The 12871-nt window shown below is 67.1% G+C and carries 11 protein-coding genes; 2 read left to right on the top strand and 9 right to left on the bottom strand.

What is annotated here, in order from left to right:
* Positions 1-207 precede the first annotated feature (207 nt).
* From gyrB to mutM, 7 genes are all read right to left on the bottom strand, one after another.
* Entirely contained in the window at positions 208-2646 is a 2439-nt protein-coding gene (gene gyrB / locus GIY56_RS08640; RefSeq protein ID WP_154764396.1) for a DNA topoisomerase (ATP-hydrolyzing) subunit B, read from the bottom strand.
* Between the two features lie 94 nt (positions 2647-2740).
* A complete protein-coding gene (gene recF, locus GIY56_RS08635) occupies positions 2741-3817 on the bottom strand; it encodes a DNA replication/repair protein RecF (protein WP_328288485.1) in 1077 nt (358 codons plus the stop codon).
* Positions 3814-4932 carry a DNA polymerase III subunit beta gene (gene dnaN / locus GIY56_RS08630; protein ID WP_154764395.1) on the bottom strand — a complete coding sequence of 373 codons (1119 nt, stop codon included), beginning with the start codon at positions 4930-4932 and terminating at the stop codon, positions 3814-3816. The genes recF and dnaN overlap by 4 nt, the downstream gene beginning before the upstream one ends.
* Positions 4933-5020: 88 nt before the next feature.
* On the bottom strand, positions 5021-6406 hold the full coding sequence (gene dnaA, locus GIY56_RS08625) for a chromosomal replication initiator protein DnaA (RefSeq protein ID WP_154764394.1): 1386 nt from the start codon (positions 6404-6406) through the stop codon (positions 5021-5023).
* A 564-nt stretch (positions 6407-6970) separates the two neighbouring features.
* On the bottom strand, positions 6971-7240 hold the full coding sequence (rpsT, locus tag GIY56_RS08620) for a 30S ribosomal protein S20 (protein ID WP_154764393.1): 270 nt from the start codon (positions 7238-7240) through the stop codon (positions 6971-6973).
* A gap of 157 nt (positions 7241-7397) precedes the next feature.
* Positions 7398-8174, bottom strand: a complete 777-nt coding sequence (locus GIY56_RS08615) for an enoyl-CoA hydratase (RefSeq protein ID WP_154764392.1) — start codon at positions 8172-8174, stop codon at positions 7398-7400.
* 306 nt (positions 8175-8480) lie between these two features.
* Entirely contained in the window at positions 8481-9326 is an 846-nt protein-coding gene (gene mutM / locus GIY56_RS08610) for a bifunctional DNA-formamidopyrimidine glycosylase/DNA-(apurinic or apyrimidinic site) lyase (RefSeq protein WP_154764391.1), read from the bottom strand.
* Between the two features lie 75 nt (positions 9327-9401).
* Between mutM and ubiE the strand changes: the two genes are divergently transcribed.
* Together ubiE and ubiB are read left to right on the top strand one after the other, a co-directional pair.
* Positions 9402-10148 (top strand): bifunctional demethylmenaquinone methyltransferase/2-methoxy-6-polyprenyl-1,4-benzoquinol methylase UbiE, encoded by a 747-nt coding sequence (gene ubiE / locus GIY56_RS08605; protein WP_154764390.1) that lies wholly within the window; start codon positions 9402-9404, stop codon positions 10146-10148.
* On the top strand, positions 10145-11683 hold the full coding sequence (ubiB, locus tag GIY56_RS08600) for a 2-polyprenylphenol 6-hydroxylase (protein WP_154764389.1): 1539 nt from the start codon (positions 10145-10147) through the stop codon (positions 11681-11683). Before ubiE ends, ubiB begins: the two co-directional genes overlap by 4 nt.
* A gap of 205 nt (positions 11684-11888) precedes the next feature.
* On the opposite strand, the gene GIY56_RS08595 is transcribed toward ubiB, so the two are convergent.
* Positions 11889-12224, bottom strand: coding sequence for a hypothetical protein (locus GIY56_RS08595; RefSeq protein WP_154764438.1), 336 nt, complete (start codon positions 12222-12224; stop codon positions 11889-11891).
* Positions 12224-12841, bottom strand: a complete 618-nt coding sequence (locus GIY56_RS08590; protein WP_154764388.1) for a hypothetical protein — start codon at positions 12839-12841, stop codon at positions 12224-12226. The genes GIY56_RS08595 and GIY56_RS08590 overlap by 1 nt, the downstream gene beginning before the upstream one ends.
* Positions 12842-12871 lie beyond the last annotated feature (30 nt).

Below are 12871 nucleotides of genomic sequence, written 5' to 3'. Positions count from 1 at the left end.
CCCGAGCGCATCCGATCAATTGCCACGCGTGAGTATGCAAAAGCGGTCAATGGTTAAGGCGGTTGGTATCAGAGGCTCCTTCACTTCGGAAGTTTCAATCACAGCGCGAATCGCAGGACAGATGAACGCATAACGGCAACGCGCCATTCCGGCAATTGCAGATCGGCCCTCGACGGGCTTGCCGCGGCAGATTTGCCACATGTTGCATCAGGTATCCAGGTTCTCGACGCTCAGCGCGTTCTGCTGGATGAATTCGCGGCGGGGTTCGACCACGTCGCCCATCAGCTTGGTGAACAGATCCTCGGCCTCGGCCACGTCCTCGACGCGGACCTGCAACAGGGTGCGCGCGCCGGGATCCAGCGTGGTTTCCCACAACTGTTCGGGGTTCATCTCGCCCAGGCCCTTGTAGCGTTGCAGCGACAGGCCCTTTTCGCCTTCCAGGAAGATCGCCTGCAACAGGCCCAGCGGCCCGAAGATCGGCTGGTCGCGGTCCTTGCGCACCAGCCGCGCGCCCTGCGCATAGACATCCTGCAAGGCCTGCGTCATCTCGCCCAGGCGGCGGCTTTCGGCGCTGCGCAGCATCTGGCCGTCCAGGGTCCGCGATTCCTCGACCCCGCGCAGGGTGCGGGTCAGGCGGATGCCCCCGTCCTGGGTCGGACGGCCGGTCCAGCCACGTTCGTATTCCTCGGCGATCATGTCGAGGCGGGCGGCGACGGCATCGGCGGCCCCCTGGGCATCCTCGTCGATCCGGCCCGGCATCAGGGCGCCCGCGATGGCCGCCTGTTCGGTGATATGGGGCGGATAATGCGTCGGATAGGCGCGCAGCAGGCGGCGGGCGATGCGTGCCTCGCCCACGACGCGGGCCAGATCCGCGCCCACGATCTCCTCGCCGGAGGCCAGCTTCAGCGCGGCGCCCTCGACGCCCTGCTGGATCAGGTAATCCTCGAGCGCGGGTTCGTCCTTCAGGTAAACCTCGGACCGGCCGCGGCTGACCTTGTACAACGGCGGTTGCGCGATATAGAGGTGCCCCGCGTCGATCAGGTCCGGCATCTGCCGGAAGAAGAAGGTCAGCAGAAGCGTGCGGATATGCGCGCCGTCCACGTCGGCGTCCGTCATGATGACGATCTTGTGGTAGCGCAGCTTGTTCAGGTTGAACTCGTCCCGCCCGATCCCGGTGCCAAGCGCGGTGATCAGCGTGCCGATCATCTCGGACGACAGCATCCGGTCGAAGCGCGCCCGTTCCACGTTCAGGATCTTGCCGCGCAGGGGCAGCACCGCCTGGTTCTGGCGCGACCGGCCCTGCTTGGCGGACCCGCCCGCGCTGTCACCCTCGACGATGAACAGCTCCGACAGGGCCGGATCCTTTTCCTGACAATCGGCCAGCTTGCCGGGCAGCGAGGCCACATCCATCGCCGTCTTGCGGCGCGTCAACTCGCGGGCCTTGCGCGCGGCTTCGCGGGCCAGGGCGGCCTCGATGATCTTGCCGGTGATGGCGCGGGCCTCGGTGGGGTTTTCCTCGAACCATTCGGCCAGCTTTTCGCCCACCAGGTTTTCCACCGCCGGACGGACTTCCGAGGAGACAAGCTTGTCCTTGGTCTGGCTGGAGAATTTCGGATCGGGCACCTTCACGGACAGCACGCAGGTCAGCCCTTCGCGCGCGTCGTCGCCGGTGAAATCGACCTTTTCCTTTTTCGCGATGCCGCTGTCCTGGGCGTATTTGCCGATCACGCGGGTCAGCGCGCCGCGAAAGCCCGCCAGATGCGTGCCGCCATCGCGCTGCGGGATGTTGTTGGTGAAGGGCAGCACGGTTTCGTGGTAGCTGTCGTTCCACCACATCGCGACCTCGACCCCGATGCCGTTGCGCTCGCCGGTCATGAAGATCGGCTCGGGCATCACCGAGGCCTTGGAGCGGTCGAGGTATTTCACGAATTCCCGCACGCCGCCTTCGTAGAACAGTTCGGTCCGCTGCACCTCAGCATGACGCTCGTCCTCGAGGATGATGCGGACGCCGCTGTTCAGGAAGGCCAGTTCGCGCAGGCGGTTTTCCAGCGTCTTGTAGACGTAATCGAGGTTCGAGAACGTCCCGTCCGGGTGGTTGGTCTTGGCCGAGGCGAGAAAGCGCACCTCGGTTCCCGTTTCGCCGGGTTCCGCATCGTCCACGACGCGCAGGTGTTCCACCGTGTCGCCCCCCTCGAACCGGGCGTAATGTTCCTTGCCGTTCCGCCAGACGCGCAGGTCGAGCCAGTCGGACAGGGCGTTCACCACCGACACGCCCACGCCGTGCAGGCCGCCCGACACCTTGTAGCTGTTCTGGTCGAATTTCCCGCCCGCGTGCAGCTGGGTCATGATGACCTCGGCCGCGGACACGCCTTCGCCCGTGTGAATATCGGTGGGGATGCCGCGGCCATTGTCGCGGACGCTGACGCTGTTGTCGGCGTGGATTTTCACCTTCACATAGTCGGCGTGACCGGCCAGCGCCTCGTCGATGCCGTTGTCCACGACCTCGTAAACCATGTGGTGCAGGCCGGACCCGTCGTCGGTGTCGCCGATATACATGCCGGGCCGCTTCCTGACGGCTTCCAATCCCTTGAGAACCTTGATGGAATCGGCACCGTATTCGGCGGTCTGCGGGGCTGCTGCGGTCATGGGTGATGCTGTCCTGTTCCTGTGGTCCCGATATAAGCGTTCCGGCAGCCAAAGTCACGGGAAAGACGGGATTTTTCTGCGTTTTTGGCAGGGTTCAGCCGGTGGTTTCGGCAGCCTGCGACAGCCCGTCCGTTTTCGTCACCGACAGGCGCCGCGCGCGGGGGCCGAGGCTGTCGAACAGTTCCGGTCCCGTGCCGGTCAGCAGGCTTTGCGCGGGCAGGCCGCAGATGCGGTCGTAAAGCGCCGCGCGGCGATCGGCGTCCAGATGGGCCGCGACCTCGTCCAGCAGCAGGACGACCGGCTGGCCGGACAGCGCGCGGGCATTGGCCAGGATCAACGACAGCAACAGCGCCTTTTGCTCGCCGGTCGAGGACAGCGCGGCGGGCATGTCCTGCGGTCCCCAATGCGCGCCCAGGTCGGCGCGGTGCGGGCCGGTCAGGGTGCGTCCGGCGGCCAGGTCGCGCGGGCGCATCGTGGCCAGGCGCGCACTGATGCTGTCCGGATCGGGATCGTCGGCCTGGCCTTCTCCGGGCAGCAGCGCCAGGGTGGCTGCGGGAAAGTCGCCGCCGTCCTGCGCGGCCATGATGGCCGTCAGCGCGTCCCGGCGGTTGCGGGTCAGGGCCGCGCCCGCATCCCCCATCTGCGCCTCCAGCGCGCGATACCAGCCGGGGTCGTGGATGCCGTCCTTGAGCAGGCGGTTCCTTTCCCGCATCGCCTTCTCATAGGTCAGCGCCAGGTCGGCGTGATCGGGATAAAGGCTCAGCGTCACGCGGTCCAGGAAGCGGCGGCGCGCCTCGGGCGGGTCGGACCACAGCCGGTCCATGGCGGGCACCAGCCAGAGGATGCGCAAAAGGCGACCAAGCGCGGTCTGCGCCACCGGCTTGTCGTCTATCAGGACCGTGCGGGGCTGGCCGGGCAGGGCGGCGGTTTCGACCGTGTGGCCGTCAAGGGCGGCCCGGATGCGCCAGCCGGCCTCCAGCCCCTGCCGGGCCTGCTCGGGTGCAGGGGCCGCCCGCAGCCCGCGCCCCGGCGCCAGCATCGACAGGGCTTCCAGGATATTGGTCTTGCCCGATCCATTGGGACCGAAGATCGCCAGCGGCCGCCCGTCCAGGTCCAGATCCAGCCGGGACCAGGACCGGAACTGCGCCAGCGAAAGACGGCTAAGCGTCACACCCGCATCGGCATGACGACATAAACCGCCGTCTGGTCGGATCCTTCCCGGATCAGCGCCGCGTCGCCCGAGCCGTTGAACATGAACACGGCGTTGTCGCGGTCCACCTGGGACGCGATTTCCTGCAGGTACTTGGCGTTGAAGCCGATTTCCAGCGGGTCGTCGGCATAGGCCACGATCAGCTCCTCCTCGGCCGCGCCCGCGTCGGGGGCGTTGACCGACAGGACCAGCCGGTCCTGGTCCAAGGACAGCTTGACCGCGCGCGAGCGTTCGCTGCTGACGGTGGCCACGCGGTCCACGGCGCGGGCGAAATCGGCGGCGTCAACCTCGAGCTTGCGGGCGTTGCCCAGCGGGATCACCCGCGAATAGTCCGGGAACGTCCCGTCGATCACCTTCGAGGTCAGCGTCAGCGTGGGCGTGGCGAAACGCACCTTGGTTTCGCTGACGGATACCGCGATGTCGGTGTCGTCGTCGTCCAGAAGCTTGCGCAGTTCCGCGACCGTCTTGCGCGGCACGATCACGCCGGGCATGTCGTCCGCACCCACCGGCAGCGGCGCGTCGATGCGCGCCAGGCGGTGCCCGTCGGTCGCCACGCAGCGCAGCATGGGCATCCCGTCGGCCTGGGCCACGTGCATGTAGACGCCATTCAGGTAATAGCGCGTCTCCTCGGTGGAAATCGCGAACTTGGCCTTGTCGAACAGGCGGCGCAGCATGTCGGCCTTGGCCTTGAAGTTGGCGCTGTATTCGCTGGAGGCCATGACCGGGAAATCCTCGCGCGGCAGCGTGGCCAGGCTGAAGGACGACCGCCCCGCCTGCACGGCCAGCCGCCCCGCCGCGTCGTCGGAACTGATCTGCACCAGGGCGCCGTCGGGCAGTTTCCTCGCGATCTCGTTCAGCATGACGGCGCTGACGGTGGTGGCGCCGGGGCGTTCGACCTGGGCCGCGGCGCGGTCCACGACCTCGGTATCCAGGTCGGTGGCGCGGAAGCTGACGCCGTCCCCCGTTGCCTCGATCAGGACGTTGGCCAGGATCGGGATGGTGTTGCGGCGTTCCACAACCGACTGGGCCTGAGAGACGGCCTTCACCAGAACGGCGCGCTCGATCGAGAATTTCATCGCTTTTCCCTGTGCCTGCGGCCATCCCGGCCCGTAAACGGACCTGATTTGTAACGGCCCGCGCGGATGCTCACAAGGGTTTCGTGCGTCAGGCTTCCAGCAGGCGGCGCAGCATGTTCACATCCTCGGCCAGGGCGTGATCCTCGATGACCAGTTCCTCGATCTTGCGGATGCCGTGCATGATCGTGGTGTGGTCGCGCCCGCCGAAGCGGCGGCCGATTTCCGGCAGGCTGCGGCTGGTCAGCTGCTTGGACAGGTACATGGCGATCTGGCGGGGCCGGGCGACGTTGCGGGCGCGCTTGGGTCCCACCATGTCGGCCAGGCGGATGTTGTAGTGTTCCGCCACCTTGCGCTGGATGTCGTCGATGGAGATCTTGCGGTCGTTGGTGCGCAGGATGTCGGCCAGGCATTCCTGGGCCACCTCCAGCGTGATCTCGCGGCGAAGCAAGCTCGCATGGGCGAACAGCCGCTGCAACGCGCCTTCCAGAACGCGGACGTTGGTGGTGATGCGATGGGCCAGGAACTCCAGCACGCCGGTGCCGATCTGCAGGTCCAGCTGCTGGGCGCGGAACACCTCAGTCTTGGATTGCAGGATGCCGAGGCGCAGCTCGTAGGTCGTGGGATGCAGGTCCACGATCAGCCCGCAGGACAGGCGCGACTTGATGCGTTCCTCAAGCCCCTTGATCTCGGCGGGCGCGCGGTCGGCGGAAATGACGATCTGCTTGCCCTGATCGACCAGGGCGTTGAAGGTGTGGAAGAATTCTTCCTGGGTGCTGTCCTTGCCGGCGATGAACTGCACGTCATCGACCATCAGCATGTTCACGTTGCGGAACATGCCCTTGAAATCCATGATGGTGCTTTCGCGCAAGGCCTGGACGAAACGGTACATGAACTGCTCGGCCGACAGGTACAGGACCTGGGCCAGGGGATGGCGCGCCTGATAGTCATGCGCGATGGCGTGCATCAGGTGCGTCTTGCCCAGGCCCACGCCGCCATAGAGGAACAGCGGGTTGAAGCCCACCGGCCCGCCCTCGGCCACGCGGCGGGCGGCGGCATGGGCCAGTTCGTTGGGCTTGCCCACCACGAAATTGCCGAAGGTATAGCGCGGATCCAGCGGCGCGCCCAGGTCGGCACGCGCCACGCGGGCGGTGGCGGGCGCGGCAACGGATGCCACCGGGCGCGCGGGCCTTGCGGGCGCGGCGGCAGCGGCGGGGCGGGCACGGCCGGGGGCGGCCTGCGGGACCACGTCGAAGCGCAGCCGTTCGACGGGCTGGCCGTGGCGGCTCAGCTCTCCCATGATGTCCTTGGCGAAATGCCGGTTCACCCAGTCCGAGATGAAGCGCGTCGGACTGGCGAAATGCGCGATCCCGGAGTCGAGTCCGGTCAGGCGCAAGGGCTTGATCCAATGGTTGAAGTTGTTCGGTCCCACGCTTGTTTCCAGCGCGGCACATGCCTGACCCCAGATGTCATCCATCGTTTTGCCCTATCTATCCTGTCCCCAGCCTTCGCCGGACATCCGGCGAAACAGGATTCGCGACGCGCGTCGGGAATGGCAAAACCGCGCCAACACCCCACCCTGCGGCCCGGACAGGGTCGCATGACGGGGCTTTCGCCCGATTCCAGATCCAAGACACGGGCTTCGGCGCATCCGGTGGCAGCCGTCTGCAAGAAACCCGAGGGCGGCATGAAGCGCCTGTTGCTTCGCCGACCCGACCTGCCGCCCGTGGATCCGATGGATCCGCCGCCGACCGGCCCGTCCCCCAACACTGCGACGTGAATCGCCCCATCAGGTTAGCCACGGCCCCCGGCTCGCCGCAACCGAACTATGCGCTTGACAGGTCCTTTGCCAAAGCGAATCTGCGAGGCCCTTGACTCAAAAGGAAAGAATCCGGAAGGCGTTGATATGTAGGCATTTTTGCAACATTCGCAGATGCAGAAACGCAAAATCGGGCGCGGATTTGCATCCACGCCCGATCCCGTTCGAAGGCCCCCCGGGGCCGCGATTTCAAGGCAATCCGGGCCAAGGCCCGCGCGCGGATCAGACCGCCGACAGCGCGTTCACGCGGGCCGCCAGGCGCGAGATTTTCCGCGACGCAGTATTCTTGTGGACCACGCCCTTGGTCACGCCGCGCATCAGTTCGGGCTGCGCCGCCTGCAGCGCCGCCTTGGCCGCGTCGGCATTGCCCGAGGCGATGGCTTCTTCTACCTTGCGGATGAAGGTGCGGATGCGCGAGCGGCGGGCCTTGTTGATGTCGGTGCGGCGCTCGATCTGGCGGGCGCGTTTCTTGGACTGGGGCGTGTTGGCCATGGGTCTTTATCCTATCGGTCTTTTCTGCGTTTCGATCGCGCAAAAGACCCAAGGCATCCGCTTTCCGAGGAAAGCGGCCATGATTCTTGCCTAAGCGGGCCCACGCGCATGTAAGCCGGGGCGTATAGGGGAAATGCCCCGCAAGGGAAAGGGGGAATCAGCGGTCGCGGAATTGCGGTTCGCGCTTTTCCAGGAAGGCGGCCATGCCTTCCTTCTGGTCCTCGGTCGAAAACAGCGCCTGGAAATTGCGCCGCTCGAACAGGATGCCTTCGGTCATGGTGGTCTCGTAGGCGCGGTTGACGGCCTCCTTCGCGGCCTTGACGGACACTTGCGACTTTTCGGCGATCTTGCGGGCCGCCGCCATGGCCTCGGGGATCAGCTTGGCGGCGGGCACCACGCGGCTGACGAGGCCCGAGCGTTCCGCCTCGGCCGCATCCATGAAGCGGCCGGTCAGGTGCATGTCCATGGCCTTGGACTTGCCCACGAAGCGCGTCAGCCGCTGCGTGCCGCCGATGCCCGCGATGACGCCCAGGTTGATTTCCGGCTGGCCGAACTTGGCGGTGTCGGCGGCGATGATGAAATCGCAGATCATCGCCAGCTCGCAGCCGCCCCCCAGGGCATAGCCGGAAACGGCGGCGATGATCGGCTTGCGGATGCGGGTGATCGCGTCGATCCTGGCGCCGAACAGGTCTTCGTCATAGACATCGACAAAGCTCTTGGTGGACATTTCCTTGATGTCGGCGCCCGCGGCAAAGGCCTTTTCGCTGCCGGTCAGGACCACGCAGCGGATCTTGTCGTTGCGGTCGGCATCCGCCAAGGCATGGCCCAGTTCGGTGATCAGCGCGGTGTTCAGCGCGTTCAGCGCCTCGGGGCGGTTCAGGCGGATCAGGGCGACGCTGTCCTCGATCTCGACGATGATGGTGTCATAGGCCATGGCGGCGTCCCCGTTGCGATGCTGCGTTGGGCGGACCCTATCAAAAGGCGGGGCGGAAAGCCAAGGTGGACGCTGCCGCCTGTCTGGCGAAGGCCATCGCCTTCGCCACGCGATGCCCTTTCAACCGGAACCGCCGAGCCTCAAAGGCCCGGCCAGCGCCCGCCCCGCCCCCAGGCGGGCGCTTCACGCCCACCAGGGTCGGGCGCTGGCCTCATGTGGTCGCGGGGCTGCACCGTCTCTGATGGCATCGTCGCGTGGCGGGCGGGGGAAACACATGTGTTTCCTGATCCCGCCCGGCGACCGGCATCACCTTTGGCACACCGGGCAGAAGAAGCTCGACCGTCCCCCCTGCACGATCCGGCGGATGGCGCCCGCGCAGCCGGGGGTGGGGCAGGGCGCACCCTCGCGGTCATAAACGCGGAAGCTGTGCTGGAAATAGCCCAGTTCCCCGGTCGCCTGCCGGTGGTCGCGCAGACTGGATCCGCCCGCCGCGATGGCATCCGTCAGCACGTCGCGGACATGGCCCACCAGCGCCGCGATGCGCCCGGCCCCGATGCGCCCGGCCGCCCGGCGCGGGTCGATGCCCGCGCGGTGAAGCGCCTCGGAGACGTAGATGTTGCCCAGGCCCGCGACGATGCGCTGGTCCAGCAACGCCTGCTTGACCGGCACCTTCCGTCCCGCGAAGGCCCCCGCCAGATAGGCGGGCGTGAAGGCATTGTCGAAGGGTTCCGGTCCCAGATGATCCAGCAGCGGGTGCGACACCCCTTCGCGGATCAGATCCACCATGCCGAAGCGGCGGGCGTCGTTGAAGGTGATCGTGGCCCCTGCCTCCGTCACCAGCACCACATGATCGTGGCGCGGCAGGATCGCCGGGTCGCGGTGGAAATCGCCCAAGCTGCCCCCCTGGACCAGCATCCGCCCCGACATGCCCAGATGCATCAGCAGCGTGCCGCCCCGGTCCAGATCCGCCAGCAGGTATTTCGACCGCCGCCGCAGCGCCGTGACCCTGGCCCCGGTCAGCACCTGCACCAGATCGACCGGCAGGGGCCAGCGCAGGTCGGGGCGGCGAACCTCGGCCCGCGCGATGCGTTGGCCTTCCAGGTGCGGCAACAGGCCGCGGCGGACGGTTTCGACTTCGGGGAGTTCTGGCAAACGGGGCCTGCCCATGCATTGTGTGTCGGGGACTTCAGGCTTATCTGGCGATGAAACAGCGGATCGGCAAGCGGCATGAGCGACAAGACCCAGACCCATTTCGGTTTCCGGACCGTGGACGAGGATGCCAAGGCCGGCATGGTCCACGGGGTCTTTTCATCCGTCGCCAGCCGCTATGACCTGATGAACGACCTGATGAGCGCGGGCGTCCACCGCGTCTGGAAGAACGCGATGATGGACTGGCTGGCACCCCGCGACGGCCAGCACCTGCTGGACGTGGCGGGCGGCACGGGCGACATCGCCTTCCGCTTTCTGGACCGCGCCCCTGGCGCCCGCGTCACCGTCTGCGACATGACCGAATCCATGCTGGTCGAAGGGCGAAAGCGCGCCGATGCGGTCGAGAAATCCGACCGGCTGGCCTGGGTCACGGGCGATGCGATGGCGCTGCCTTTCGCGGACGCCAGCTTCGACCGCTACACGATCAGCTTCGGCATCCGCAACGTCACCCGCATCCCCGACGCCCTGGCGGAGGCCTATCGCGTGCTGAAGCCCGGCGGGCGGCTGATGGTGCTGGAATTCAGCCAGATCCCGGTGCCTGCGATGCAATGGGCCTATGACCGCTACAGCTTCAACGTCATCCCGGCGATGGGCCAGGCGGTGACGGGGGATCGCGACAGCTATCAGTATCTGGTCGAGTCCATCCGCAAGTTCCCCGACCAGGACAGCTTCGCCGACATGATCCGGGCTGCGGGTTTCGACCGGGTGCAATACCGCAACCTGTCGATGGGCATTGCCGCCCTGCATTCGGGCTGGAAGCTTTGAGGGGGCCGCACAACCTGTTGCGCCTGATCCGCACGGGCGCCACGTTCGAGCGCACGGGCGCCATGCGCGCGGTCCTGGACGCGGTCGATGCGCCGCCCCGGTTGCGCATCGCCGCCCGCGTGCTGGGCTGGCCGTTCCGCTGGCTGGGCTACAATGGCGATCCGAACCTGCCGCCGATCACGCGGGCGATCACCGCGCTTGGCCCGGCCTACATCAAGTTCGGCCAGATCCTGTCCACGCGCGCCGATGTGGTGGGCGTCGAGATGGCCCAGCAGCTGCGGATGCTGCAGGACCGTTTGCCGCCCTTTCCCACTCATCAGGCGAAGGAGATCATCCAGGCCGACCTGCGCCAGCCGGTGGACCAGCTGTTTTCCGAATTTTCCGAACCCGTGGCCGCGGCCTCCATCGCCCAGGTCCACCGCGCCCGCATCCGCGAAACGGGACGCGAGGTCGCGGTCAAGGTGCTGCGCCCCGGCATCGCAAGCGCCTTCCGCCGCGACATCGACGCGTTCCACTTCGCCGCAGGCATCATCGAGTTCCTCTCGCCCGGCAGCCGCCGGTTGCGCCCGCGCGACGTGGTGCGGCATTTCGAATCCACCGTCACCGGCGAACAGGACATGCGGCTGGAGGCGGCCAACGCATCCGAATTCGGCGAGAACACCAAGGGCGATGCGGGCTTTGCCATTCCCCACCCGCATTGGCACCTGTCCTCGCGCCGGGTCCTGACCTCGGACTGGGCCGAGGGGCTGCCGATGGGCGACCGCGCGGCGCTGGTGGCGGCGGGCCACGACACGGCCCGCATTGCCACGCGCGTGATCCAGCTGTTCTTGCAGCACGCCCTGCGCGACGGGTTCTTTCACGCGGACATGCATCACGGCAACCTCAAGGTCGCGGCGAATGGCGACGTTCTGGCCTATGATTTCGGTATCATGGGCGAGATCGACGAATACACCCGCCGCATCTATGCCGAGATCCTGTACGGCTTCATCCAGCGCGACTACCGCCGCGTGGCCCGCGTCCATTTCGAGGCGGGATACGTCCCCCGCGACCGGGACGAGGCGCAGTTCGCCCGCGCCCTGCGCGCCGTGGGCGAGCCGATCTTCGGCGCCAGTGCGAACCAGATCTCGATGGCGAACCTGCTGGCCTATCTGTTCGAGGTGACGGAACGCTTCGGGATGCAGACCCAGACCCAGCTGATCCTGCTGCAGCGCACCATGGTCGTGGTCGAGGGCGTGGCCCGGTCGGTCGATCCGCAGCTGAACATCTGGGACGCGGCCAAGCCCGTGGTGTCCGATTACATCCGGTCGAACATCGGACCCAAGGCGCTGGCGGGCGACATGGCGCGGGTGGCGCAGACCGTGGGGCGTTATGGCCCGCTGCTGCCGCGCATCGTCGAGCAGGCGCTGTGGGACCGCGCCCACCCCGAGGAGGCCCGCCGGGTGCAGCCGGTGCTGGTCAGGCGCGGCGCGCCGGTCTGGCTGGCGGTGGTGCTGGCGCTTGGGGCAGGGGCGGCCTTGGGGATGGCGCTGGTGTAAGGGGGTCTTGCCGGATTTGTCCCGCGACAAATCCGGCCGCGCCTGCCTGCCCCTTGGCAGGCGCGATAAACGCGCCCGCCCAGTCAGGCGCGGCCGGATTGCGGATGTCTGGTCTGGCGGCGCGCCCCTTGCCCTGCGGCTTGCGCCTCCGGGCAATCGGTCCGGGCGAATGTCCACTGGACATTCGCCTGCCGGACCTCTGGCCTCAGAAACACAGGATCTCCGCCTCGGCCTCGGCGCGCTTCAGTCCTGCCACGATGGCGGTCATCTGGGCCATGCTCTTGAACATGCCCGCGCGGTCGCCGGTCGTCTGCTGCATCCGCAACACGGTTTCGGCCCCCACATAGTCGTCATAGGGCAGGATCCCGGCGATCTGGTCGATGGCGCAGGAACAGCGGTCCAGCATGTCGCGGGTCTGGCCGTTGGTCGCCATGCAGGCAAAGACATATTCGGCCCGCGCATTGGTCGGATAATCGTTGACCGCCTGGGCATGGACCGGGGCCGCCGCCAGCATCCCGGCCATCGCGGCCATCCGCCCCATCATTGCAGCGCCATCCGGTTCACATAGCCGGGCGTCTCGCCTTGGGTTTCGGCGCGCAACTCGCGGATCGGCTGGGCCGGATCGCCCAGCACGAAGGTCAGCGTCAGCGTCTGGAAGCCGCCCATGCGGGCCGCGTTCGGATCCCGGGCGAAGGGCTGGAAGCTGGCGACCGATTCGTCGTCTTGCGGAACGATCTGCCCGCCCTGGAACAGCGCCTCCTTGATGCGGTTGCGGATATAGAAGGGGCTGCCGCCGGTCAGCCGCGCCATGTCGCGGGTGGTCTGTTCCAGAAAGAAGGTCAGCACCGGATCCCCGCCCGAGATCGGGAACGGCCCGATCCGGCGGGTCCGCGCGTCGGTCTTCTGCACCAGTTGCAGGACCGGCTGCTTGTCCGAGGGATCCGTCGCCTGCGTCAGGGTCACGCTGCCGTCGTCGATGGGCAGGAAACCCGGGACCTGCGGTCCCTCGACATGCATGGTCCAGTTCAGATCCCTGCCTTCCAGCGACCAGGGGCCGCGTTCGGCAAAGACGGCGTCGCCAGCCTCGCCCGCCAGGACGGGGCTGGCGGTCAGCGCGGACAGGCCCAGCCAGAGGGCTGCGGCAATGGCACGGTTCATGGTCATCCTCCCAAATGCAGTTCCAGATTT

Source organism: Paracoccus lichenicola, assembly GCF_009708075.1.
Lineage (GTDB): Bacteria > Pseudomonadota > Alphaproteobacteria > Rhodobacterales > Rhodobacteraceae > Paracoccus > Paracoccus lichenicola.
This window is presented reverse-complemented; position numbering and strand designations above follow the sequence as displayed.